The sequence below is a fragment of the Prochlorococcus marinus CUG1435 genome (assembly GCA_017644375.1).
Taxonomy (GTDB): domain Bacteria; phylum Cyanobacteriota; class Cyanobacteriia; order PCC-6307; family Cyanobiaceae; genus Prochlorococcus_A; species Prochlorococcus_A marinus_AH.
In genome coordinates this window covers 1-21,903 of sequence record JAEPLP010000001.1, presented here as the reverse complement: position 1 = coordinate 21,903, position 21,903 = coordinate 1, and the positions used below count along the sequence as shown (strand labels likewise).

33 protein-coding genes, 1 tRNA gene and 1 pseudogene are annotated in these 21,903 nt (G+C 30.6%); 19 read left to right on the top strand and 16 right to left on the bottom strand.

Going from position 1 to position 21,903, the window contains the following annotated elements; translation table 11 throughout:
• Positions 1-184 precede the first annotated feature (184 nt).
• From rluF to JJ844_00165, 3 genes are all read left to right on the top strand, one after another.
• Complete coding sequence (gene rluF / locus JJ844_00175; protein MBO6974094.1) at positions 185-907, top strand: 23S rRNA pseudouridine(2604) synthase RluF; 723 nt, start codon at positions 185-187, stop codon at positions 905-907.
• Positions 900-1,040, top strand: a complete 141-nt coding sequence (locus JJ844_00170) for a hypothetical protein (GenBank protein ID MBO6974093.1) — start codon at positions 900-902, stop codon at positions 1,038-1,040. The genes rluF and JJ844_00170 overlap by 8 nt, the downstream gene beginning before the upstream one ends.
• Positions 1,041-1,278: 238 nt before the next feature.
• Entirely contained in the window at positions 1,279-1,539 is a 261-nt protein-coding gene (locus JJ844_00165) for a hypothetical protein (GenBank protein ID MBO6974092.1), read from the top strand.
• A 311-nt stretch (positions 1,540-1,850) separates the two neighbouring features.
• On the opposite strand, the gene JJ844_00160 is transcribed toward JJ844_00165, so the two are convergent.
• The 5 genes from JJ844_00160 to JJ844_00140 all read right to left on the bottom strand — a co-directional run bounded on the left by JJ844_00160 (position 1,851) and on the right by JJ844_00140 (position 3,686).
• Positions 1,851-2,438, bottom strand: a complete 588-nt coding sequence (locus JJ844_00160; GenBank protein ID MBO6974091.1) for a porin family protein — start codon at positions 2,436-2,438, stop codon at positions 1,851-1,853.
• A gap of 214 nt (positions 2,439-2,652) precedes the next feature.
• A complete protein-coding gene (locus JJ844_00155) occupies positions 2,653-2,880 on the bottom strand; it encodes a hypothetical protein (protein ID MBO6974090.1) in 228 nt (75 codons plus the stop codon).
• Positions 2,881-3,135 (bottom strand): high light inducible protein, encoded by a 255-nt coding sequence (locus JJ844_00150; GenBank protein ID MBO6974089.1) that lies wholly within the window; start codon positions 3,133-3,135, stop codon positions 2,881-2,883.
• A gap of 108 nt (positions 3,136-3,243) precedes the next feature.
• On the bottom strand, positions 3,244-3,426 hold the full coding sequence (locus JJ844_00145) for a hypothetical protein (GenBank protein ID MBO6974088.1): 183 nt from the start codon (positions 3,424-3,426) through the stop codon (positions 3,244-3,246).
• Positions 3,423-3,686 carry a hypothetical protein gene (locus JJ844_00140; GenBank protein MBO6974087.1) on the bottom strand — a complete coding sequence of 88 codons (264 nt, stop codon included), beginning with the start codon at positions 3,684-3,686 and terminating at the stop codon, positions 3,423-3,425. The genes JJ844_00145 and JJ844_00140 overlap by 4 nt, the downstream gene beginning before the upstream one ends.
• A gap of 111 nt (positions 3,687-3,797) precedes the next feature.
• Between JJ844_00140 and JJ844_00135 the strand changes: the two genes are divergently transcribed.
• The gene (locus JJ844_00135; GenBank protein MBO6974086.1) at positions 3,798-4,460 is read left to right on the top strand and encodes a porin family protein; all 663 of its coding nucleotides are present in this window, start codon (positions 3,798-3,800) and stop codon (positions 4,458-4,460) included.
• 17 nt (positions 4,461-4,477) lie between these two features.
• On the opposite strand, the gene JJ844_00130 is transcribed toward JJ844_00135, so the two are convergent.
• Positions 4,478-4,879 carry a hypothetical protein gene (locus JJ844_00130; protein MBO6974085.1) on the bottom strand — a complete coding sequence of 134 codons (402 nt, stop codon included), beginning with the start codon at positions 4,877-4,879 and terminating at the stop codon, positions 4,478-4,480.
• 220 nt (positions 4,880-5,099) lie between these two features.
• Between JJ844_00130 and JJ844_00125 the strand changes: the two genes are divergently transcribed.
• Entirely contained in the window at positions 5,100-5,705 is a 606-nt protein-coding gene (locus tag JJ844_00125; protein MBO6974084.1) for a lipid-binding SYLF domain-containing protein, read from the top strand.
• 339 nt (positions 5,706-6,044) lie between these two features.
• On the opposite strand, the gene JJ844_00120 is transcribed toward JJ844_00125, so the two are convergent.
• The 3 genes from JJ844_00120 to JJ844_00110 all read right to left on the bottom strand — a co-directional run bounded on the left by JJ844_00120 (position 6,045) and on the right by JJ844_00110 (position 7,631).
• Positions 6,045-6,260: a hypothetical protein gene (locus JJ844_00120; GenBank protein MBO6974083.1), complete on the bottom strand. Its 216-nt coding sequence runs from the start codon at positions 6,258-6,260 to the stop codon at positions 6,045-6,047.
• 78 nt (positions 6,261-6,338) lie between these two features.
• Entirely contained in the window at positions 6,339-6,587 is a 249-nt protein-coding gene (locus tag JJ844_00115; GenBank protein ID MBO6974082.1) for a DUF1651 domain-containing protein, read from the bottom strand.
• 675 nt (positions 6,588-7,262) lie between these two features.
• Entirely contained in the window at positions 7,263-7,631 is a 369-nt protein-coding gene (locus JJ844_00110; GenBank protein MBO6974081.1) for a hypothetical protein, read from the bottom strand.
• A gap of 222 nt (positions 7,632-7,853) precedes the next feature.
• Here JJ844_00110 and JJ844_00105 point away from each other — a divergent pair, with 222 nt between their 5' ends.
• The 8 genes and pseudogenes from JJ844_00105 (at position 7,854) to JJ844_00070 (ending at position 12,984) form a co-directional block, all read left to right on the top strand.
• Complete coding sequence (locus tag JJ844_00105; protein ID MBO6974080.1) at positions 7,854-8,150, top strand: cytochrome b559 subunit beta; 297 nt, start codon at positions 7,854-7,856, stop codon at positions 8,148-8,150.
• A 12-nt stretch (positions 8,151-8,162) separates the two neighbouring features.
• Positions 8,163-8,348, top strand: coding sequence for a hypothetical protein (locus tag JJ844_00100; protein ID MBO6974079.1), 186 nt, complete (start codon positions 8,163-8,165; stop codon positions 8,346-8,348).
• 599 nt (positions 8,349-8,947) lie between these two features.
• Complete coding sequence (locus JJ844_00095) at positions 8,948-9,361, top strand: hypothetical protein (GenBank protein MBO6974078.1); 414 nt, start codon at positions 8,948-8,950, stop codon at positions 9,359-9,361.
• A gap of 403 nt (positions 9,362-9,764) precedes the next feature.
• Positions 9,765-10,148 carry a hypothetical protein gene (locus JJ844_00090; GenBank protein ID MBO6974077.1) on the top strand — a complete coding sequence of 128 codons (384 nt, stop codon included), beginning with the start codon at positions 9,765-9,767 and terminating at the stop codon, positions 10,146-10,148.
• An 8-nt stretch (positions 10,149-10,156) separates the two neighbouring features.
• Positions 10,157-10,966, top strand: a complete 810-nt coding sequence (locus tag JJ844_00085; GenBank protein ID MBO6974076.1) for an HTTM domain-containing protein — start codon at positions 10,157-10,159, stop codon at positions 10,964-10,966.
• 264 nt (positions 10,967-11,230) lie between these two features.
• A pseudogene (locus JJ844_00080) lies at positions 11,231-11,713 on the top strand (excalibur calcium-binding domain-containing protein).
• A gap of 24 nt (positions 11,714-11,737) precedes the next feature.
• Positions 11,738-12,061 carry a thermonuclease family protein gene (locus tag JJ844_00075; protein ID MBO6974075.1) on the top strand — a complete coding sequence of 108 codons (324 nt, stop codon included), beginning with the start codon at positions 11,738-11,740 and terminating at the stop codon, positions 12,059-12,061.
• Between the two features lie 269 nt (positions 12,062-12,330).
• Positions 12,331-12,984 carry a hypothetical protein gene (locus JJ844_00070; GenBank protein ID MBO6974074.1) on the top strand — a complete coding sequence of 218 codons (654 nt, stop codon included), beginning with the start codon at positions 12,331-12,333 and terminating at the stop codon, positions 12,982-12,984.
• Between the two features lie 651 nt (positions 12,985-13,635).
• On the opposite strand, the gene JJ844_00065 is transcribed toward JJ844_00070, so the two are convergent.
• On the bottom strand, positions 13,636-14,262 hold the full coding sequence (locus JJ844_00065) for a hypothetical protein (protein MBO6974073.1): 627 nt from the start codon (positions 14,260-14,262) through the stop codon (positions 13,636-13,638).
• A 301-nt stretch (positions 14,263-14,563) separates the two neighbouring features.
• On the opposite strand from JJ844_00065, the gene JJ844_00060 reads away from it, so the two are divergent.
• Both JJ844_00060 and JJ844_00055 read left to right on the top strand, forming a co-directional pair.
• Positions 14,564-14,968 (top strand): hypothetical protein, encoded by a 405-nt coding sequence (locus JJ844_00060; GenBank protein MBO6974072.1) that lies wholly within the window; start codon positions 14,564-14,566, stop codon positions 14,966-14,968.
• Positions 14,969-15,291: 323 nt separating this feature from the next.
• Positions 15,292-15,687 (top strand): hypothetical protein, encoded by a 396-nt coding sequence (locus JJ844_00055; protein MBO6974071.1) that lies wholly within the window; start codon positions 15,292-15,294, stop codon positions 15,685-15,687.
• A 39-nt stretch (positions 15,688-15,726) separates the two neighbouring features.
• On the opposite strand, the gene JJ844_00050 is transcribed toward JJ844_00055, so the two are convergent.
• The 3 genes from JJ844_00050 to JJ844_00040 all read right to left on the bottom strand — a co-directional run bounded on the left by JJ844_00050 (position 15,727) and on the right by JJ844_00040 (position 17,823).
• Complete coding sequence (locus JJ844_00050; protein ID MBO6974070.1) at positions 15,727-16,110, bottom strand: hypothetical protein; 384 nt, start codon at positions 16,108-16,110, stop codon at positions 15,727-15,729.
• 607 nt (positions 16,111-16,717) lie between these two features.
• The gene (locus JJ844_00045) at positions 16,718-16,909 is read right to left on the bottom strand and encodes a hypothetical protein (protein ID MBO6974069.1); all 192 of its coding nucleotides are present in this window, start codon (positions 16,907-16,909) and stop codon (positions 16,718-16,720) included.
• 536 nt (positions 16,910-17,445) lie between these two features.
• A complete protein-coding gene (locus JJ844_00040) occupies positions 17,446-17,823 on the bottom strand; it encodes a DsrE family protein (GenBank protein ID MBO6974068.1) in 378 nt (125 codons plus the stop codon).
• A gap of 170 nt (positions 17,824-17,993) precedes the next feature.
• Here JJ844_00040 and JJ844_00035 point away from each other — a divergent pair, with 170 nt between their 5' ends.
• Positions 17,994-18,176 (top strand): hypothetical protein, encoded by a 183-nt coding sequence (locus JJ844_00035; protein ID MBO6974067.1) that lies wholly within the window; start codon positions 17,994-17,996, stop codon positions 18,174-18,176.
• A gap of 120 nt (positions 18,177-18,296) precedes the next feature.
• Here the strand turns inward: JJ844_00035 and JJ844_00030 are convergent, their stop codons facing one another.
• The 3 genes from JJ844_00030 to JJ844_00020 all read right to left on the bottom strand — a co-directional run bounded on the left by JJ844_00030 (position 18,297) and on the right by JJ844_00020 (position 19,474).
• The gene (locus tag JJ844_00030; GenBank protein MBO6974066.1) at positions 18,297-18,446 is read right to left on the bottom strand and encodes a hypothetical protein; all 150 of its coding nucleotides are present in this window, start codon (positions 18,444-18,446) and stop codon (positions 18,297-18,299) included.
• A 515-nt stretch (positions 18,447-18,961) separates the two neighbouring features.
• Positions 18,962-19,228, bottom strand: a complete 267-nt coding sequence (locus JJ844_00025; GenBank protein ID MBO6974065.1) for a hypothetical protein — start codon at positions 19,226-19,228, stop codon at positions 18,962-18,964.
• Positions 19,229-19,400: 172 nt separating this feature from the next.
• Positions 19,401-19,474: transfer RNA gene (locus JJ844_00020), tRNA-Pro, on the bottom strand.
• Between the two features lie 287 nt (positions 19,475-19,761).
• Here JJ844_00020 and JJ844_00015 point away from each other — a divergent pair.
• The 3 genes from JJ844_00015 to JJ844_00005 form a co-directional block, all read left to right on the top strand.
• The gene (locus JJ844_00015; GenBank protein MBO6974064.1) at positions 19,762-20,445 is read left to right on the top strand and encodes a pectate lyase; all 684 of its coding nucleotides are present in this window, start codon (positions 19,762-19,764) and stop codon (positions 20,443-20,445) included.
• Between the two features lie 387 nt (positions 20,446-20,832).
• Positions 20,833-20,997: a hypothetical protein gene (locus JJ844_00010; protein MBO6974063.1), complete on the top strand. Its 165-nt coding sequence runs from the start codon at positions 20,833-20,835 to the stop codon at positions 20,995-20,997.
• Between the two features lie 216 nt (positions 20,998-21,213).
• The coding region (locus tag JJ844_00005) for a carbohydrate porin (GenBank protein ID MBO6974062.1) at positions 21,214-21,903 on the top strand (690 nt) is incomplete at its 3' end.

Here is a 21,903-nt window from a genome sequence, read left to right as displayed (position 1 = left end):
AAAAATAAAACTTCAATCAACACTGCCATCTTATTTTAAGATGTTATTTTGTAAATTTGTTCGCAATTAGATATACATTCGTTTCTCATAAGCAAATTAGGCAAGTAATTAATCATCAAAAGTAATTAATGTTTTCAAACTTAATTTCTAACATTAATAATAGATAAAAGATAATTTTTAGAAAATGCCTACCAGAATAAATAAATATTTAAGTGAAGTAGGTTACTGTTCTAGAAGAAGAGCAGATAGACTGATCGAAGAAGGAAGAGTAACCATTAATGGTAAAGTTCCTGAAATAGGTGCCAAGGTAGAGGATTGTGATCAAGTAGAAGTTGAAGGTCAAAGGATAGAAAAATCAACGAAACAAAAAAATGTATACTTAGCCTTTAATAAACCTGTAGGTATTGTTTGCACAACTGATAGAGTTGTAGAACCTGACAATATTATAGATTTCATCAAATATCCTAAAAGAATCTTTCCTGTTGGGAGATTAGATAAGCCTAGTGAGGGATTAATTTTTTTAACTAACGATGGAGAAATCGTAAATAAAATACTAAGAGCAAGTAATAATCATGAAAAGGAGTATATCGTAAGCGTTAATAAGCCTATTGATAGAGAATTTATTCAAACCATGAGTAAAGGAGTTGAAATATTAGAGACGATAACTAAGCCTTGTTTCGTAAAACAATTAGGGGCAAAAAAATTTAAAATCATACTCACTCAAGGACTTAACCGCCAGATTAGGAGAATGTGTGAGACCTTAGGATACAAAGTAAAATCATTAAAGCGTGTAAGAATCATGAATATTAAGTTAGATGTACCTGTAGGAAAGTATCGTGAATTTACTAAAAAAGAACTCTTAGAATTAAATAAATTACTAAAAAACTCTTCAAAAACAATTGAATGATCTTCAGGCCATTGCCATGAATGAAGAATTAATAAATGTGCTTAGAGACTCGATATATGTGGTGCATTGTCGGATATGGCGACAGACAAATTTAGTTGATAAAAAAAAAGAAGGCTGGAGAACCTCTCCATGAGTTTAATTATTGGAGTAATGTTTGCAGGTTCGAATCTAGGACTTTGTGGTTCAAAACACTCCAAGATTTAAGTCGTGATTTATAGTTAAACCATTAGATTTTTTTTCAGCTATTAAGTCTGGACTAATGAAAACATATAAGGATATATTTGGTGTTATTAATTTTTTAAATTAATTAAAGACCAGAATTTTTTAGATTGACATTCGATCTAAAATAAAAGTGAACTGGCTCTTTAATTATGGAAAATAAATTTTATGAATGGTGGAAGAATTATAGAGGATTACTAATTTTTGGTTTGTTCCTATCCTTTTTTGCTTTTTACATTAGAGCCCCTTTTGTTATGGAATCAAAGGTAAAAGATACTTGTGCGAAACTTAATTCAAACTATCAAATTACAGGTGCTGAAGCGATGAAGAAGCTTAACTTAAAGGAAATAAAAAATTATAATAACCGCGAGTTAGCTAATTATTACTGTGAGAGATATTTAGGTATTAAATAAGGAAAATTATTATAATTATTTTTAAATTTTTTCTTATAACTAAAATTCTTAATGCAAAATATAACTTAATTAGAAATATGGATCAGTTCTGCAAAGATTTAATTGTAAATGCATTTTTGAAGTTTTGGCAATTTAGCTAACAAAGATAAATCAGATTTGATTACTAATGTTTTGATCATAATATGACTGAGTAGTTAAGTAAATTAATTATTTTCTATTTATTTTATTCTGGTAATTTCAAATTTTATAAAATATAGTTTATGTCAATAAAAGTATTTTGGGTAGAAGTAAGAATTTACTTAAGTTTTTATTTAAAACAAGAATCGAACACCTATTGTTCCATTGCCATAGGTACCATTCGTAATACCTAGTGTATCAAGTTCAGGAGTAACTATACCTGTGCTTTTAAAGTAAACTTCTGTTGTGTCAGAAGTTTTATAACTTATACCGAGGCCTAAACCGTAACTAGTACCAGAATCGTCAATATTAAGATGATCCACTCTGGTGGATCCTACTGAAATACCTATAAAAGGACTCCATTGTTTTGAAGATCTAAAATCAATGTAGCCACTTAGAAGAAGAGAATCGATTGTTGTATCTGTATCAAAAACAGTTCCTCTATCAGTACCACCAGGTGATTGGGTTCTGCTCCAAGTACCTTCAACTCTTGCACTTCCAAAGTCATAGCCAAAGCCGAGATCTAGTCCCAATCCAGAATCAAACGTGACCATTTGACCAGTTCTACGACCATTAGCATTTATATAGTCAATATTTCCTATTACGCCTGAGCCGATACTACCAGTTGCATACCACCCAGAGTTTTCTTCAGCCAAAACGGGAACTCCTAACAGTGAAGCTCCAATAGATAAATTAAAAAATAATTTTTTTGTTGAGTTCATTTACCTAAATATTTGTATGGAATGATAACCCATAAAAATAAAAAATATTTATTATGTATCTTTTCTAAAACATTCGTTTCTGTTTCTATTGCGTGAAAGAAGTATGAAATAAATATTATTTATGGCAAGAACTCCCCCAAAAAGTTATTTGAGGTTATACAAATCCACCTTTTTACGTGAAGGTAGAAATTTCATACAAATAGAAAATCCTTTGTTAGGGATAAAAATCTACTCTCCAACGCATTAAGCAATAACTTAAAGGGTTATATCCATTGCAATTCCAAAACTTGAATATTTTTACTCCGAAATGGTGGAAAGTAGCATCATTGAAAAATGCCCAACCAAAATAAATAACAAATGCAGTCACAACAAAGGCAGCATATTGGAGCCAATGCGTTCCAGACTTATCAACTCCATTTTTGCCAAAATTAGAATTACTCATTTAAAGGATTGGATATGCTATCCATCCAAATAAGGTGTAGTTAATAATGACAGCCATAAAGCCTATCATTGCAAGCCTTCCATTTGTTCTTTCCGCAATAAACCAATAGCTATTTGGCCATTTAAAATCCGCCCCCATATTGTATATTTGATCTTCTGAGAGTGGAGTCGCTTTAGGAGTATTGTCCTGATTAAGATAATAATCACTATCTGGGTAATAACTTTCGCTGCGAATATTCTCTTCTTTTTTGATCATTTTGCTAGAAATTTGAATTTTCTACATTTTAAAAACTAAAAAGGCTAAATAGGTTAAAAAGATATTTTTTTCTTTAACCCGTTTATGAGGAACTAGCCAACAAAGAATCTATTGCTGTTTTTGCTCTTCTATCTTCTTTAGTCTTTCGTATTCAACGTGTAGAACACCTAAACGCCAAGCATCTTTCAATCCTTTTACACCTCCCATTAAAAGTTTTGCATCTGAAGGTGAATGTGACTTCATGTTCAAGAAATCTTTTTGCCAAGATTTGTCATTCCATTTGTAAGTCATTTAACTAGTTCAAGTTTATAAACTATATCTTTGCAATTATTAGCTTTATCCCATTCTTTAGCCCATTCTGTATCTAACATCTTTGCAAAATCTTCTAAACTTGAAACTGTATAAAAAGAATGAGACTTGTGATCATTAATTTTTACTAAGTCATAATCAATTACGGTTCCATCTCCTTGTTCTTTTACCCATTGATCAACAGTCTCTGCATAATATTGAAAAGAGCAATTAAAGGTGCAAATGATAAATAAATTTTCCATAAAAAATGGGAGACTCATCCCTCCAATTTTAAATCAAATGTCAATGTTAATTAATATTTTGCTGCAAATTTGTTGTTAAGAATATAAGTTAAATATAATTTCTTAATAAAAATGCCTTTTAAAAACCGCATATTAACTGCAGGAATTATTAGTGCCTCACTTTCCACTGTGTTATTCGCTTCTCAGACAAAAGCTGATGATAAGGAAGGATGGTATCTAACAATTGGAGGTGGCCTTGCTGCTGTTCAAGATAGTGAATGGGATGACAGGAGGGGGAACACGGCTTATTCTGGGGAATTGCAGCATGACAACGGTTTCAGTTCCGAATTAGGAGTCGGTTACGACTATGGTCGTTCTAGCTTAGAAATTACATGGGCTAGGAATACAGGCGATTTAGATGCAATTAGTGTTGATCAAGCAGGAATTGCTGTTGCAGTTTCCGGTGGAGTTACTCAAGACGGTGTTTTTGTTACAGGTTTATATGAACTAACAGAAAATTTTGACTCAAAAATTACACCATATATTGGAGCAGGGATAGGTATTAACAAAACTGAATGGGACAATATAACCGTAGCAGGAAGTAACGTAGGTGGTGGTTGGGTAAGCAATTTTGCCGGCCAATTAAAAGTAGGAACTGCTGTTGAAATGAATGAAACAAGTGATTTCTATATTGAAGGGGTCTATTCACTCCAAGGTGGTTATACAGTAGATGACTTTGAATATGGAAGCGTAGATGCTTGGAGTATTCGCGCAGGTCTTAAATTTAGAATGTAAAGCTTAAAACTTTTTTATTATTTTTTATCACTTGGTTGCTTCTCAACCAAAATAGTAGCTGATGCTCTGCCAACTCTTGATCTCCAAGCTTTGTAATCATTTATAAATGAAGGAATCATTTCAACAGCAATTCCAACCACTAATAAAGACATCTCAAATTGCAGAATGGGATCAAGCCTCCAACCTTGGAAAAATAAAATTCCTCCTGACAATGGGATACAGAAGGCTCTTCCGGTAGTTAAAAAAATAATGAAAAAAGTTTTAAGTATTACTCTTGGAGAAGTGTCTGCTGTTCTATTTAAAGTAAACCAAATTTGAAAGAGACCAGATGCGATAGCTGGTATCCAAATTATTATTAAAAATATTCCAGCTATTGAAGCCCCATTTTTGGAGGCGTTCTCCAATTGAATTCCAGTCAATTGAGTTATTTAACCTAATTTAATACTTATTGACTACTTTTGGACACTTTTTGAGCACTCTACTTTTTTAATTAATTATATTACTAGCTGAAACTTACTGCTATAACTGATTGGGGCGAAAGGATTCGAACCTGCGACCTAGTGCTCCCAAAGCACCATGAAATGTTAAATTTCTTTATTAGGGTATATTAATTCTTATTTAGAAATTAATTATTTGAAAATGACTAGAAAGTTTTTTTTGGTTTTACTATTATTTTTTCCGCAATATTTAACTTCAGTTCAGTCGTCTGCTTTAAATGAATCTCAATTAAATAAAAATTCATATGAATTATTAATTTCTGGTTGGAAACCATTATCAGATAAAAAAATTAGGGATAAAAAAGCTAATGATAAAACAATAAAGGCATTAAATAAGTTTAAAAAAATATCCTCTTTGAAACCCTACTTTAAAAAAGCTAGAGGTTACGCTGTTTTCCCAAATGTAGGAAAAGGAGGAATTGGAATTGGAGGGGCTAGAGGTGGTGGTGAGGTATTTGAGAAAGGGAATGTTATAGGAAAAACAACCTTAACTCAAGTATCAATCGGCTTTCAACTGGGTGGACAAGCATTTAGCCAAATTATCTTTTTCAAAGATAAAAAATCCCTGGAGAGATTTACTGAAGGTAATTTTGAATTTGGGGCATCAGCAAGTGCAGTATTAATTACAGAGGGAGCTAATGCATCTGCTGATTACAGTGATGGAGTTGCAGTTCTTACATATTCAAAAGGAGGCCTTATGTATGAAGCAAGCATAGGAGGGCAAAAGTTTAGCTATGAAGAATACTAAAGTTTAATAAACATTTTAATTTAATTATTAAAACAATCCTAATAAAATAGACTTAAGAACATACACGATAAAAATAAATAAAAGAATTTTTACAGGAGCTTTGGCAGAATCATCATGACCCAGCCCATGCAATTTATGGAATAGTTGGAGTAATAATTTTTTTGGTAATTTATAATCGCTTACTAACTAAATATCAGTAACAAGAAACCCCTCCAGAAATTCCAACTACTGGAAGGGTTATTAAATCGACTCGCAACTATATTGAATCAATCTATGTCTTGCAGCAAACGTAGAATGTACTGACGAGGTTTGGCCTCAATTAGTTTATAGCAAAAATTTTTAAATCCTCGCTACTTTTCGTTCCGCTTGTTGTTTTTTTAGAATTGAATAAGCTTGTGAAGCCCATTTTCGAGAAATATCAAATTCAGAATCTAACTTCTCTCTAAGTAATTTGCCAATTTTAAGTACTTCTACGAAGCCTAGATAAATTATTACTAGCACTTTAATTATGTTTACTGCAAAAGATGCTATTCTTTCAATTTTTTGATCTTTCATTTTAACTAATCCAAGTCCACTAAAATTACCAGTTGTAAGAAATTATGCAAATTTTTTTTTCAAACGTTTTAAATTAGATTAAAAATAACTTCTAAAAATACTGGTTTTCTTCCAACCTTCTTTCAATAATTTTGCATATTCTTTTCTTGCAGCTTGAATAGTTTCTACCTTGCTACCTGTCATGACTGGTTTACTACTTCTTTTATATACACAGCCATAACTAATCATCATTGCATCAATGGTTGGCGAAGGCTTGGAAATATCTTCAAATGGTTCAAAAACTTTAATTCTTGACTTATCTTTATTTATTAAAATGAACTTCTCCATAAAAAAATTATAAACAAAAAATGGGCGACAGAAAAACTTTTGATAATTACGCCATAAGCTGGGCAGAACCAAATAACTGACTATCTTCTAAAGTTGTGCCATTTAATCTGAAGAAAATAACTTTTGCGTGAGTTTTACGTGAAGCAATTATTTGCGTGAATTAGGTATTATCTGAGACTTACTGCTATAACTGTTCGGGACTACATTATTCAAACCTGCGACCTAGTTATCCCAAAGCACTAAATAGTTCTAGTGCGGCACTAGGTTTCAATCTATATCTAATTTTTTGCTTGGTTGTGCGAGGTTTGTTATTACAAATAAAGTAATATTTGTCCGCAATTTGTCCGCAAAATATTAGTTAAGAAAAATTTAACTAGCATTTTATACAAGATAGTGATCTATTTAAATCAATAAGAATTTGAGAGATGAAATATAGTTTTAGGAAATTACCAGTAAAAATTTTGGAATCATTTGATTACTTCGAATATCTAAATTCAATATCATTTCACCCACCTGTAATGATAATAACTACATTAGTATTTTTTTATTTAAGAAGAAAAATTTTATTAGCTGGCAAAAAACATTAGTAATCTATTTAATATTTATATTTTTGAATGAGTCAAAAATTAAATAAATAAAGCAAGTAATAAAAACAATTACATAAATAGATTCCATTTAATTTAAAGCTGTTATTGAACTGCTTAATCCATAAGTGAGAAAAATAAAACTTGCAAATGCAACTCCAATCATTACTGTCGTGTAGAGTTTATTTAGTTTGAAATTATTACTTGCAGATGAAAAGTCAGCAATAACTAAATTTTTCATTGAATATTTATCTCTATTTTTGAAATTATTGCTGTTAACCAAACTGCCTAAAATTGGATCTGTTGGGACTTTTATTTCTTGATTGATAACAGAATTTAAAACTTTATCTTCATTGAAGAATCTTGGAAACATGTATGTATGCCATAAAGCTATTATCGCCACCCAAAAAACTACACTAACTCCTGCAAAACCAAAAAGTAAGAATCTAAAGGTTTCCATATTTGTTTTTTAATTAACTAAAATCTACATCAAAAAAAATATCTAAATATCGTAATCCAAAAAAATATACTTTAAATAAATCAATTAATCATTTCATGATGTTACTAATGATTAGAAACAATGTTATTAGCGGTTTTTTTCTAAATATAAGTTAATGATTAACTAATTTATTTAACTAAAAAAGACAAAATAATAATCGAATTTATTATAACTTTAATAAAAATGGATTTCAGGATTTTACTTGTTATTGCACCAATAATATTCTCATGGATTTTTACAGTCTTTTGGTTAGGTAGGTGGGATGTATTTAGATTAACGCCAATAGGTTTACCCAAGAAGGGAGTAGCTCCTTTTAAAAATTATCAAGTATGGGAAGATTCAGCATTAATTCCTGATACTGGCAGACCAAAAGAAGGTTATCCAGTATTTACTGTAAGAACCGCAGCAGTTAATGCTCTAGGGATTCCAACCGTTTTCTTCCTTGGAGCAATATTGGCAATGCAGTTTAAATCTTATTAATGGGAAATTCTGATGGATATTAGATTTTTAATTGTCGGAGCACCATTTTTAATCGCATTTTTTTATACCTTATTTTGGCTAAAAAAATGGGGTGCTTTTAATTCTACGAATAAAAATTTGCCAAAAAATATTTCTCTTAAAAATGAATCAATAGAACAAAGTTATATTTTAGAAAATATCTTTTTAACAAAAAATTAATCAAATTTTTCTTACCCTTAAATTAATACCTTCTCATGATTCCAATAGAACAGTATCTATTTTTTGCACTTTCTCTTTATGCATTTTTTTATCTTTCAATAACTATAGTCAGTTCATTAATTAGCTTTCCCTAAGCAATAATCACATAAAATATTAAACATATAGTTGTATAAAATTAATCTTCCTGTATTTTAAAACTCATTATATAAATATATAAGTAGATATTAGGGCAATCTACTAACCGCTAGCTTTGATAAAGCGGTTCGTAATGAGAACCACCCTTTGACCTCATTTTCTTTTTCGCAATCTTAGAAAATGAGGTTTAAATATTTTTTAATATTCATGAATACTAAATTAAATCCTTAATTAAAACTCTAAATTATTAAATATTATTCCTTCTTATGTATATTATTTACTTTTTAAAAAAGAGTTTTTTATTTATAAATAATATGTAGATATTTGGCGAATCTGCAACGGTATAAATTCCGTATTTATGAACCTAGCCAAAGAAAATATTCCTAACTACGTTTTAGTTATTTTAGTAGTTAGGAATATTTTTATTTATTACACCTTTTAAAGTAAATTTTTTTGAAAATCAAATGATCAATAAATCAAGTAATTCATCTACATTAGAAAAAATTTATAAGAATTTGGAATCTGGAATGCCAGAGAATAAATCTATCAAAGAGTATGCTCTGCCTAATGCGAGACAGTGGCTTGGAGGAAGATTCGTTGCTATATGGGTTTTACCTATTTATTTTTTAAGAAAAATTGCAAAGTTTTCTGCTTCTTCCGCTTTTGTTAAGCCATATTCTCCTTCTGAAAATGGGCCATCTTATAAGCAACCTGAAACCCTATTTACTTCTTTACGAAGTGTTTTCAGGGGTGAAGATCATTTAAGGTTCTTTGATCATAGATTTATTGGTATTTGGGTCTTGCCAATTGCATTGACGGGGATAGTTTTTGAAATCCTACTAATAGCTCCTACTAATAACACTTCACCTTTCAATTAATTATCTTTTGTCCGCAATCATTGAGGACATAATTTAAATTATAAAAAAGAAAGTATGGAAACCCTTCTACGACTTGGATTATTTGAGTTGGGGCGACAGGATTCGAACCTGTTACCTAGTGCTCCCAAAGAACCCGCTAAAACAAGGCTATAATTGAGACTTATAGCTATATCAGGACATTTAGAGAAAAAAGTGTGGACTAATTCGGACTAGTATTGAGTCATTTGAGGGACATTTGAGGGAAATTCTTAAAATAAGATGATAAAAAATATTAATTATTAATTTTTAATTATCTAAGGCATCAAGAATTCATATAATTTAAATTAGTTGAGATTTTAAAATAAAAAAAATTAATTCTATTTTCATAATTAGGTTATTTATTTTTATAACTGCTTTTTCAGGAATGTTAATTGGCCCTGTTTCACGCCAATTTCTGGGAAGTTCTAATCAATATCTAAGACCTTGGCGAATGTATACAGGATGGGGCAGAAATATTTGTGACGTTAAATATTACATAACAGAAAATAATATAGATTTTGTAAGTTTAGATCCATATGAATTTATAAAATCAGATAATTGGCTGGATGCACCAAGAAAAATTAGAAATCTTAGAAACCCCAAACAGGTAAAGCTAAAAGCCAAACAGATGTGCAAATTAATACCAGAAGGTCAAATATTATATGTTAAATCCAAATGTGGGCAGAGAAGAAAAGGCTGGAAAATAATAATAGACAATGATAAACCTTTTTGTACAAAAAAAAAGATTTATTTTAAAGAGAATATTTAACTATAGGAATGCCTTTTTTATCATTGGTTAAAAGAAATTTAAATATAAATGCTTCAACTCGTTCTTCGGCTGTTTTAAGAATTGGCTTAGTATTTTTGGCGTGGTCTTGCTTTGCTAATCGTCTAATAATTTATCGTACTTTTCAATCTCCTGATTGGTTTTTGCTTGGGTTAATGTTTTTTATATTTTCTGGAATGCTTTGTATTGGATGGAGAACCAAGTTTTCCAATGTTGGGCTTGCGTTAGTTTTGAATGTTATGGTTTTTTATCTCGGAGTAAAAGATAATTATTTTACTTTCAGAACTTATCCTGCAACCCTGATTGCTATGTCATTGACATGGTTATGTTTTTTGCCTAGTGGTAATTCTTTTTCTTTAGATAGATATATAGCAATATCTAAAATAAAAGATCAAAAAAATATTATCCCTAAAGAGATCGGTCAAGTATGGGCTCTTAATTTAATAAGATTACAAGTCGCAGTAGTATATTTTTTTGCAGCCATAGATAAAAGTTATTTAGACTTTAATGAAAGACTTGAACAAATATTCCAGAGTGCTTATTTCGGATCTTACTTACCTTGGGAAGGTTTACGATTTATTATTTTATTAATATCTCTTTTAACTGTTTTACTTTTATATTTATTAGCATTTGGTCTTTTTATAAAAAGTTGGCACAGTTGGTTAATGCCAATAGGAATTGTTTTTCATATCTTTATATATTTGTTGATACCCGTTAGGACATTTAGTTTGACGATGATTCTTTTATACATTGCATTTCTTGATCCTGATGACGTTCATTATTTTTTAAAAAGAATTTAATTAATTATTTAATAAAGCAAATAAAACTTTCAAATCCCCCTCTTAAATAATTACTGAAATTTAAAAAATAACCCTAAATCTTGCGTTTAGACAACATAAATAAACTTTATAATATTTATTTGAGGGAAATATGAGGGAATTTAAAATAAAACAAGTTTAAAAATTGTTTTGGATTAAGTTAAAATTTCTAAAAACATTTTTAAATTGTATTCATTTAAAAAATTAAAAAGATCAAATAAAGGCTTTAGTTTAATTGAGTTAATAATGGTTTTTGGGGTTTTATCTATCCTTGGAATTGTCGCTTTCCCGAGATTTCTCGAAGTCGTTCGAAAAGCAGAAAAAGTAATAGCTGCAAATGCTATTTCGAATATAAAAATCGAATGCGAGAGTCAAAGTTATCTTAGGGGAGATTTAATATTCACTCCTTCAAACTTAATAGGTTATGAATTAGATAATGAAGGCAGTAATAAATGTTCTGGTAATGAGAAATTTTCGATTGTTTCAATAATCCCTAAAGATTTAAAAAATCAACCCTCATTCCTCTATGACTTCGATAGTGGCGAAATATCTTGTATCTATGAAGAGTCTGAAGCTACTGCATTCCCAGACTGTAAAAAAATTCCCTTATTAGAGAGAGAGAAGCAGAGATGTGCGGATATTGGCGATTGGTCAAAAGCTCAAAAATTTCTTCAAGCAGGACATTCATATCTTGATAGGGATAACGATGGGGAAGCTTGTGAGGCTCTAGGGAGAAAATCAAATAAACCTGAGATTGGTGAAATTACAATTAAAGGTTGTTATGACGGAGATACCTGTACTTCCACTGAAGGAGAGAAAATAAGATTAGCTTGTATTGATACGCCTGAAATAAGAGGAAAAAGAGCAAAGCCAAATCAAGCAATAGCTGCTAAAAATTTTTTAAATGAAAAGATTAAGGGTAAGAAAGTTTCAATTCGAAGGGTAACTGAAGATAAGTATGGAAGAACTGTGGGTGAATTAAGTTTTAATGGAGAAAACCTTCAAGAATTATTAGTCAAAGAAGGTCATGCTGAAATTTATAAAAAATACTCAAAACCTTGCAAATGGGCATCTTAAATTAACTGCATATTATCCATTTGAGGGAAAATTATTATAAGCTGAGACTTACTGCAATAACTGAATCGGGGCGACAGGATTCGAACCTGCGACTTAGTGCTCCCAAAGCACCCGCAGAAACATGGCTATAACTGAGACTTAAGTATTAGCAGTTGTTTCGAATGCTTATATTTTATTGATTAAGTAGAATTTTATTATTTTTGCGTGAGTTTTGCGTGAGTCTTCATTTGACATTGGATCTACAATAAAGAGCAATTAGATCCTTTTTTATGCCATACGATAAGGATGGTAAGTATTATAGAAAGCCTGTTTATAGAGATCGAAATTCGAAAAAGAAAGATGAGATTAAAAATGTAGATTCAAAAAACTTTTTTAAAAAAGGAATTTCAATTTATTGGTATATTTTTTTCATTCTCATAACTGGAATAACTCTGTATTGGGCTGATTATCGAAGGATATATTCTGAGAAGGTTTCTGTACAGAAAGGATTAAAGAGAGGGTTTGAGGTTTGTAATAACAGATGGAGATACAATAAATCTACGCATTTCAAAGATATTCCATTTTTTTCTGTAAAATATGATGGCTACGAAATCAAACCAATTCCATCTGCCAAAATAAAAACTCGATGGGAAAGATTTGGCAATAAAAAAGAGACATACACTTATGTAAGTAATAGCTGTTTTGCAGTAGAAGCAATACCTAAAAATAATAAAAATCGCAGATATAAGTTATTTGGATATGTTGCAGAAACAAAAGACCTTCAATATTACCCTTTTGAAATCTGCATTTTGTGTAACCCTAATAGAAAAAGAAATTACCCACCTAAAAAGATTCGTGAGTTAAGGGGGAATTTTTATTGTGATGATCAAACATCTAATTCTAAATGCTCCTTTTTTGTAGATAATCCAAATGACGAATATTAAATGAATAATTAGTAATAATGAAGAGCTAAATGGGTTCTTCCTGAGAGGTTGCCTGTGGGTCGTTCATACGGCCTTTTCTTTTATGTCCTCAGGATATAAAAATCTACTTTGCGTGAGTTTTGCGTGAAGTGATTATTTGCGTGAATTAGGTATTAGCTGAGACTTACTGCTATAACTGATCGGGGCGACAGGATTCGAACCTGCGACCTAGTGCTCCCAAAGCACCCGCAATAATAAGGCTACAACTTAGACTTACGTTGCCATCAGCTAATTCAGTGTTTTGAATAGTGTCTAGATAGGACTCAAAAATAATTTATGGGCACATTTTGGGCACATTAAAAATTTATCTAACTTTTTCAATAATCATAAATATGAAAAGGATTATATAAGCAGGAAATAATTTTTTTAATAAATACCCTTTCGTATCAAAAGCTTTCTTTTGAAAAAGAGAATAAGGAAAAAGATAAAAGATATATGAAAATGATAATATTATCGCTGGGATTACCGGGAAAAATTTATAGGTTAAATCTCCTAATGAAGTTAAAACGTAGTAAGTAGAGAAACCACCAATTAGAAAAGCTAAAAACTCTTTAATTTTTCTAGAAAACTTATTCATGAATAAAAAATTTTAATTAATTTCAATATCTTTATTTATTCAAAAGTCAAATCAAGATATTTTTCTGATGGCCAAAGATGTTCAAATTCACTACATTTTTTGGCACCTCTCTCAAGCATCTCTGAGGTGAAGTAAGGAGTACTTAAATAATCCAAAATATAATGAATAAATATTCTTAATACCCAGATAGCAGGTACTGGAGATGGCACATAATCATGGAGTACTCTTCTTACCTTAGAATCAACAACCGTATTACTCATAAGCATATTTCTTAAAATAAGACAGGTTTTTAATTCTTCGCTGTAATTTTTTGAATCCAGATAGTTCTTATATTTTTCATTATTTACAATTCCATTTTTTTCTAGATATTCTCCAATCTCGGCCAAAATACTTAAATTATTTTCTTGAACTTTATTTGTTTTTTGAACCTCATATTTTAACCTTTCCTCAGAATTTGTATCTATTAATGAAAAATCACCAAGAATATAGAAATTATTCTCTCTAGCTTCAAAACCAATTACAGAAATTAATTTCCCATCTTTCTTCTCATAAGGAAGAATGGGCAAGAAAGCCAAAATAATAATAAAATAATTTAAAATCTTTATTGCATCAATTTCCCAGCTCCACCATTTAAATTGAAATTTTTTGAGGAATATTTTCATAATCAAAATTATAACTCATTATTATTTGGGCACTTTTTGGGCACTCTGCTTTTTAGGTTAAATATATTATTAGCTGAGACTTACTGCTATAACTGATCGGGGCGACAGGATTCGAACCTGCGACCTAGTGCTCCCAAAGCACCCGCAAGATTGAATCCATAACTGAGACTTATTTTGCTATCAATACTTTTATAAAAATAATTGTGGTCTAATTCGGACTAATTTAGATTAATTTGCATGAGTTTTGCGTGAGATTCAATTTGACAGTCGATCTAAAATAAGGGAAATTAGTTACTTTTTTATGGAAAAATTTTCCCAGAATCTTCTTAGGCTTTCTCTTTCAATATTATTTTTAAGTTTTCCTATTGGTTTTTTATTCGCAGGGTTTGAATATTTAAATACCAAAAAGTTTTTATCAACAAAATATAATGAATTAATCGAAAAGATAGAAAACTATATTGAGGATATGGAAGAAACATATCCTGAAACAATAAAATATTTTCCTTCAACTAAATTGGCAGATAAATCTCCTCTTGCAACATTACTTTTAACAAAATCAACTATGAAATTATTTCAAGTTTCCGAATATCTAAAATATAAAAATTCTATTTTGGATACTACTGACGAGATATCAAAGACTGTTGATGCATTTATAGAAGAATTAAAAATTGAATATCCCGAATTAAATAGAATACTTCCAAGGTGAAACGCTTACTCCTTGAATTAAAAAACGGGCGACATAAAACCGTTTGAAAGTTACGTCATAAGTCTGGAAGAACCAAATACCTGACTATCTTCTAAAGTTATGCGGATTATCCTTAACGAAATAACTTTTGCGTGAAATTTGCATGAAACAATAATTTTCGTGAATATCCTATTACTCGAGACATACCGCTATAACTGATAGGGGCGACAGGAATCGAACATGCGACGTAGTACCTTGTTTTAACTAGGTCGGTGATCTGATATTTTTTTCAAGAAAGTCGATCTAAACTTAAGTTTGAAATTAGACTTTGAATCTTTGATTTTATGCCAATATTTTTTGTAGAACTTTTTTTACCAATAATAATTATTTTAATTCTTCCTTTTATTGCAATTCCTCAGTTTATAAATGTGCAAAATAAAGCTAAATCATCGGCAGCCCGAAATACAGTTAGGAATATTGCGAAGGAATGCTTAGAGGCATTATCGAAGAATGACCTGGCTTATACATTCTCAGAAGTTGAGCTTCCTGGTTATCGGCTTTTCCCTCTAGATGGTAACTGCAAAGGAGATGAAAATAATTTAATAAAGGCAAAATCGGAAAATACAAAAAAATATCCCACTTACTCTTTCAACATCGAGACACGCGAGAAGAAATGCACACATGACGGGCCCAATGAGGATTTGAATTATTGCAGTGCCAAAAGAAATGGAGAATGGTGATAACCACAAAAGGATTAATTAATACTTACAGCGTTTAAGTTAAGAATAACGTTCCCTTATGTATAGAATATTTTTATTTTTTGGATTTATTGCAACTATTTGATATTGATTTTCCCAGAAACATACCCCATATTTTGGTTCCCCAAATGGGATCATCAAGAAAAAAACTTCATTTTTATCCACTTCTAATATATCAACCTTAGAAAATTTATTAATTTCAAGCGGATCTTTCTCATAAAGATCTAATACCTTATATTGACAAGAATTAAGAGGTGGAACTTTAGATATCTTTTTTAGTCGAATCACCTCTTCATCAAATAATTTTTTATCGGAATAGGTAATATCCAAAGAGCTGCGAATATGATCTTGCATATAGAAATCTCTGAAATCATTTATTGTTACTTTGTCTTTTTTGAAAATCACTTTGCCAGGGAAAAACCCATCTCGATGAAACCTATATCCCACATATTGAGAGTGAATAGGATACAAAGATTCATATATAATTTTTGGAGCAATTAATGCTATCCATATTAATATTGTAAAAGCAAACTTTTTGAAGGAAAAAGATATTGGTTTATAAAATCTGATAAGTCTATAAAATATATAAATTAATAAACAAAGCCATGTGGGATAAAGGATGAATCTCGGAATAGAGTATATGAATGAGTAAAGAGGATCAATAAAATCTATTAAATAACTTATACTTACCCCTAATATGTATACCGAGATTATTGAAATAAAAAAGGTAATAATTAATCTTATTATTTTTAAAAAACCTTTTAATATCATTTGGTAAAAAATTAATTTTGAATTCCTTTTAAAACATGGATTTATACAAAAATCATATTTACCTAGTTGGGTAAAAATCAAGTTTAGACTTACAGTGTTCAAGTTGGAATTCTATTGTTTCTTTCATCATTCTTTCAGCATTTTTTGTCAGGATAAACAATGATATATATGACGGAATTTTTACAGAATTTAATAGAATAAACTTTAGTAACTATGAAATTAACTTATTAAAAAAAAAGGATTAATAAAAAGAATCTCTGCATTGCCAGCCAGTAAATTGGTAATAATCACAAGCTTTATAAGCCCTCCCTAGTGAATCTTTATAACGACATGAAGCGGTTACTCCAAAGTTATCGCAGGACTGACTCCCAATTAATCTTCCATTTGTATAATTTTTGCAATTAGTAGAGTAACCTATTTTATCGCAAACCATTTTGGTTCTCGTGCCGTTTCTAAACCTTCTTTTGTATTCAGTAAAAATTCCAATAACACATTTTTCATGACTAGTGCCAAATTTATCTGTCCAGTATTCACATGATGCTTTTGCCTCAGGAATAAAGTAAGAAGAAGCTAAAAAAGGCTTATTGGAAAAAATAATACTGAAGAAAACTTACGCATATTAAGTAACGAAACTTCCATTTAAATTATATTACTTTTGGATTTAAAAATTCTTTGACGGATTTTTGACGGAATCGCTTTCCGTCAAAATTATCCAATAAAAAAGCGAGTCTGGGTAACTCGCTAGTATGACTTGGTTTTTAAGAGTCGGGGCGACAGGATTCGAACCTGCGACCTAGTGCTCCCAAAGCACTCGACGCCCCAAAGCGAGCACTGCGTTTTCACGCTATATCTATTTTCTTGCGTAATCTTGCGTAGTTTATCCTGACAAATATACCCTCATATGACATAAATATGACATAATTTTTTTGATTGACAGTCGATCTAATTAGGGAGAAGTTAACTCCCTTTTTAATAGCAAAGTACGCTATCTGCTTTAATTGATTCTTCAACTAGAACATCCGGCATCACAAACTCTGCTGTATATCCATCTAATAGCTTCTCATCGTAACCCCTAGATTTAGCAGACATACCTGAAACATATATGGTAACTTTTGATTTCTTTAAATTTTGAAGATGATCATATAAATCTCCAGTACCTTGACCAACTATTTCACCAGCTTTTTTGCAATTTAATATTTGTACCCCGTCTCCTGCTAGAAAAAGAGTTACTTTATGGTCGTTTTTTTCTGCAGTGAGGGCAACCAATAAACCTAAAGTTACTTTATTTTTGGATTCTAAACCGCTGTAAATATGTACTAACACTGTATTATCGGTAATGATAGACATTTAATCCTCCCAAAATTTGTTTCTATATCTTAAATAAAATCTATTATCATTAGCTGTTTTTTTGTGAAACGCTTACTACTTGCAAAAAGTTGAAAATTTAACCTTATTTTAAAGTAAGGGACTTGCTTTTAAAGAATATAAGGAGAATATAAAGAAAAAAGGCAATTCCAATGGAATCAACCAAAAGCCCAAAAAGAGTTATTAAGAAACGACTTAAAAATGTTGATAAAGCAATTGTTGAAATTGCACAAATGAAATTTAAAAATTTTGAAGAAAAAGAAGAAAAACTAGATGCGCTTGTTTTTTTAAAGAATCAAATATTGAGGGAAGCGGAGGCGCTACAAATAAAATGACTATTTATATATATCGAGTAATTTTATATATATTCCAAACAATACTAATACTGCTAAACCTACCCCAACAACTGTATTTGGTTGATTATTCCAAAGCTCTGTAAAAGATTCCATTAAAGGTTAATAAGCAAATTGGTGGTTTATATACATTTTTCTATAGTCTTCATGCAATCTTTCGGTTGCTAATCTTCTCTGGTTCATTGCTTCTCTAATCAAATCCATTTCGTGGAAGTTTTGATTGAGGATTGTGAAAGGAGTAATGAGTTTCATAAGACCCCCTATATCTACACCTTTATTGTCCTCCTACTTTTATTAAATTAATAGTGCGGTTTTAGGAACAAAAAAAGGGGTAAAGCTGCACCAAAAACCCTCGCCAACTGCACCGTGAATATAATCAACCTATCTTTTAAGAGGTTTATCCTTGAAAAAATATATTGAAGAACTAAGAATATCTACGAATAACTAAGCAAAGACGGGCATATGACATAAATATGACATAAATACTAATATGTCATATTTCAACCAATAAAAAAGACAGGCTGGGAAACCTTTCTGTGACTTGGATTATTAGAGTCGGGGCGACAGGATTCGAACCTGCGACCTAGTGCTCCCAAAGCACTTAACAACTCCAGTAGGGCACTATGTCTACAGCTTATGACAAGTTCCTATTAAATTATTCTTTATTTTCTTTTCAAACTATTGTTAATCTGACGGCGATTTGACGGCAAATTAGAGATTAAGTAGTTTTGGATTTTAAATAGAATAGAGTTTAAATATCAAATTTACTAAAAGCCCCATCCACTGCAAAGTGATTTGTGCCAACTCTGAGCCTCTTTTAGGGAAATATCAAGTACTTTATAAAGCTGATTTCTAGAACAACTTCCCGCAATGTACCAGTTTGGGTCGAGGATATCATAATCATATGTATAGTTGTCGTAGCAAACTTGTTGACGTCCAGAGTTAAAGCATGTCATAGCAAAAACTGGAGTTTCTATATATATGGGCGAAAATACGATAAATAAAATTAACTTAAAAGATCTTTTTATATTCATTTTTTATTTTTTAAAGACTACCTAATATTAGAAATTTCCTTTTTAAAAATCAACGAAATATATTTTATGCAAATCTAAATTTGACGGCAATTTGACGGCTCTTGCTGCCGTCAGATTTTTCAATAAAAAAGCGAGTCTGGGTAACTCGCTAGTATGACTTGGTTTTTAAGAGTCGGGGCGACAGGATTCGAACCTGCGACCTAGTGCTCCCAAAGCACCCGCGCTACCAAGCTGCGCCACGCCCCGCTTATAAGATCTTAGTTCATTGCAAGCATCTATAAAAGAGTAATTTCTAAAATTGTTTGATAAAAAACGATTTTTTATTGAAACTTTACTAATTTTCGCAAAATTTTTCACTAAAGTTTTTTTTTATCATTATTTGAAAGCGTTCGCTTATTAAAAATTTTAAATTTATATTTTATTTTTTCAAATTTTTTTTATTAAAAAGATTTCCAATTTTTAATAAACTTGTTGAGATAATATGCTTAATCTAAAATTAAATATCGAATAAGATCGATAATTACTAATTTCAAATGTCTAAAGAAATTAAAACTCCCTTCGGATCAATTAATACAGAGGTAAGTTTGTTCCCCATTTATTATTTGATATTTATATACGGCTTCGTTTATATATTCCCTTATGGGAAAAATTTGATAGGAATAAGTTGGTTTGACTGGCTTAGAAGTGAAGACGGCCCTCTTGAATGGATTCAGTTTTTTGAATACCTATTAGCTTCATTTTTCGCTTTTCTTATTTTTATAAGGCAAAAGAAAAAAAAAGAGGTTAACTCAATTATTTGGCTTTTAATAGCTTTTTTGTCTTTTGTAATTGCAGGAGAAGAAATAAGCTGGGGGGAGAGATTAACTGGAATCGGAATCGCTACTATTTCTGAGTTAAATGTTCAAGGAGAAACTAATTTTCATAATTTACCTTTTTTTCATAATTATTTATTAGACCCGGTTTTCGAAGTGAGTTGTATTTTCCTTGGTTGGTTTGGTTGGAGAAAGTTTAAAAATATTAATGCCTTACCGAATAAAAAATTGTCTCTTTATTTTTTATTTGTGGCACTTTTTTATTTTTATTTTGATATTTCTTGGGCTTCTACAACAGAGCAAATAAGGAATGATCAAGAAATATTCGAATTTTTATTATCCTCGGGAATTTTTTTACATTGCTTAGGTAATTTTCTTCAAAAATACAATTTAAAAAAATTGTAAACACTGAATGATTAATTTGATGGTGTTAGGGGCTTAATTAATTAATTAAGTTGATTAATTATATTAATCCTATTGAACCAGCAGTAAATCCTACTGCTAAGAAAAATGCAAATTCTAAGAGATCTCTTGGTAGAGAATTAACAATTAAATTAATTTGAGTCATTTAACCTTGTGCTCCTCAGGTATTTTGGTTTTAGAAAATATAACTAAGAAATTTTTTTGTTGAGGTTTAAAATTTGAAATTTTTCGTTTTTCTATAGAATTCAAAAGTCTTGTTACTTATAAAAACTACGAAATAAGATGATGTAATAAATATATTCAGAGAGTATTAAATGTAATAAATTTTTTTAGTGCTATATTTCTATAAAGTTTTCTTTGAAGAATTTAATGGACTATAAAAAAAAATCTATGAATAAAATGAATCGCAACGAAAGTTACGAAGAAATCGATACTAGGTTAGCTTCTGGATGGTACGTCGATTCAGTTGGAAGCACTAAAAAGAAAAAATATAAAACCACAGAGGTTAAATTCAAAATTTCAAAAAAAGTTTAATCAACTTAAAATTCTTAAATTAAACTCTTAATCAATATTTAAATTTTTATTTTCGCTAATCAATTCAATAGTTAATAAATTTTTTGTAGCAAATTTTTAATGTAACAATCAAAAAACTGTCACATTATTTTCGAAAATGTAGCTGTTGTTACTTGATTTTGTGGGCAAAAATACACTATCTTAAAGTGTCCTTTTAAATTTTTGTGTGAGGAATTTATGAAGCTTTTCAAAAGCTTGCTTATTGCTCCTGCGACATTAGGCCTTTTAGCTCCTATGTCTGCAACAGCAAATGAGCTTAATCTTGCTGAAGTTTCTGGTTACTCTTCTTCTGAAGAAGTACAGAACATTAGTGAGTTCTATCCAAAAGAACTAGCTGTTACAAACAGCCGTGTTGATGGATTAGAAGTAAGAATTAATGAAATTGAAGCTGGTAGTTTTTCTGAAACAACAACTGCTTCATTCAGTGCTGACATGTACATCGGTGCAGTTGATGATGAGACATCTCCAACACCTGATGATCTTAACGATGCTGATGACATCGTTACTGCGGGTTACAGCTTCCAAATCGACCTAAACACAAGTTTTACAGGTGAAGATTCACTCGACGTTTCTTTAGATGCTGGTAATGCTAATTCTGCTGGTGTAGCTGAATTCGACGGTAACTCAGGCGGAGATCAACTAACAGTTGATGGAGTTTCATACACTTTCCCACTTGGTGATAGTTTAACCTTTATGGTTGGTGACAACACTGATGGTAGTGCTCTATTCACAACAGCTTGTGTATATGGCGGTCCTTCCAACACTTTGGATGATTGCGGTAACGTAAACGCTAATATCACTAACGGTGGTGTAATGGCTGGAGCTGCTTATGACTTCGGCAATGGTACAACTTTTGCTGTTGGTTAT

Bases quoted from the DNA above. Each gene is read 5' to 3' on its own strand.
- rluF (MBO6974094.1), top strand. From the start codon at position 185: ATGCCTACCAGAATAAATAAATATTTAAGTGAAGTAGGTTACTGTTCT.
- JJ844_00165 (MBO6974092.1), top strand. From the start codon at position 1,279: ATGGAAAATAAATTTTATGAATGGTGGAAGAATTATAGAGGATTACTA.
- JJ844_00160 (MBO6974091.1), bottom strand. From the start codon at position 2,438: ATGAACTCAACAAAAAAATTATTTTTTAATTTATCTATTGGAGCTTCA.
- JJ844_00155 (MBO6974090.1), bottom strand. From the start codon at position 2,880: ATGAGTAATTCTAATTTTGGCAAAAATGGAGTTGATAAGTCTGGAACG.
- JJ844_00150 (MBO6974089.1), bottom strand. From the start codon at position 3,135: ATGATCAAAAAAGAAGAGAATATTCGCAGCGAAAGTTATTACCCAGAT.
- JJ844_00145 (MBO6974088.1), bottom strand. From the start codon at position 3,426: ATGACTTACAAATGGAATGACAAATCTTGGCAAAAAGATTTCTTGAAC.
- JJ844_00140 (MBO6974087.1), bottom strand. From the start codon at position 3,686: ATGGAAAATTTATTTATCATTTGCACCTTTAATTGCTCTTTTCAATAT.
- JJ844_00135 (MBO6974086.1), top strand. From the start codon at position 3,798: ATGCCTTTTAAAAACCGCATATTAACTGCAGGAATTATTAGTGCCTCA.
- JJ844_00125 (MBO6974084.1), top strand. From the start codon at position 5,100: ATGACTAGAAAGTTTTTTTTGGTTTTACTATTATTTTTTCCGCAATAT.
- JJ844_00120 (MBO6974083.1), bottom strand. From the start codon at position 6,260: ATGAAAGATCAAAAAATTGAAAGAATAGCATCTTTTGCAGTAAACATA.
- JJ844_00115 (MBO6974082.1), bottom strand. From the start codon at position 6,587: ATGGAGAAGTTCATTTTAATAAATAAAGATAAGTCAAGAATTAAAGTT.
- JJ844_00110 (MBO6974081.1), bottom strand. From the start codon at position 7,631: ATGGAAACCTTTAGATTCTTACTTTTTGGTTTTGCAGGAGTTAGTGTA.
- JJ844_00105 (MBO6974080.1), top strand. From the start codon at position 7,854: ATGGATTTCAGGATTTTACTTGTTATTGCACCAATAATATTCTCATGG.
- JJ844_00100 (MBO6974079.1), top strand. From the start codon at position 8,163: ATGGATATTAGATTTTTAATTGTCGGAGCACCATTTTTAATCGCATTT.
- JJ844_00095 (MBO6974078.1), top strand. From the start codon at position 8,948: ATGATCAATAAATCAAGTAATTCATCTACATTAGAAAAAATTTATAAG.
- JJ844_00090 (MBO6974077.1), top strand. From the start codon at position 9,765: ATGTTAATTGGCCCTGTTTCACGCCAATTTCTGGGAAGTTCTAATCAA.
- JJ844_00085 (MBO6974076.1), top strand. From the start codon at position 10,157: ATGCCTTTTTTATCATTGGTTAAAAGAAATTTAAATATAAATGCTTCA.
- JJ844_00070 (MBO6974074.1), top strand. From the start codon at position 12,331: ATGCCATACGATAAGGATGGTAAGTATTATAGAAAGCCTGTTTATAGA.
- JJ844_00065 (MBO6974073.1), bottom strand. From the start codon at position 14,262: ATGAAAATATTCCTCAAAAAATTTCAATTTAAATGGTGGAGCTGGGAA.
- JJ844_00060 (MBO6974072.1), top strand. From the start codon at position 14,564: ATGGAAAAATTTTCCCAGAATCTTCTTAGGCTTTCTCTTTCAATATTA.
- JJ844_00055 (MBO6974071.1), top strand. From the start codon at position 15,292: ATGCCAATATTTTTTGTAGAACTTTTTTTACCAATAATAATTATTTTA.
- JJ844_00045 (MBO6974069.1), bottom strand. From the start codon at position 16,909: ATGGTTTGCGATAAAATAGGTTACTCTACTAATTGCAAAAATTATACA.
- JJ844_00040 (MBO6974068.1), bottom strand. From the start codon at position 17,823: ATGTCTATCATTACCGATAATACAGTGTTAGTACATATTTACAGCGGT.
- JJ844_00035 (MBO6974067.1), top strand. From the start codon at position 17,994: ATGGAATCAACCAAAAGCCCAAAAAGAGTTATTAAGAAACGACTTAAA.
- JJ844_00030 (MBO6974066.1), bottom strand. From the start codon at position 18,446: ATGAAACTCATTACTCCTTTCACAATCCTCAATCAAAACTTCCACGAA.
- JJ844_00025 (MBO6974065.1), bottom strand. From the start codon at position 19,228: ATGAATATAAAAAGATCTTTTAAGTTAATTTTATTTATCGTATTTTCG.
- JJ844_00015 (MBO6974064.1), top strand. From the start codon at position 19,762: ATGTCTAAAGAAATTAAAACTCCCTTCGGATCAATTAATACAGAGGTA.
- JJ844_00010 (MBO6974063.1), top strand. From the start codon at position 20,833: ATGGACTATAAAAAAAAATCTATGAATAAAATGAATCGCAACGAAAGT.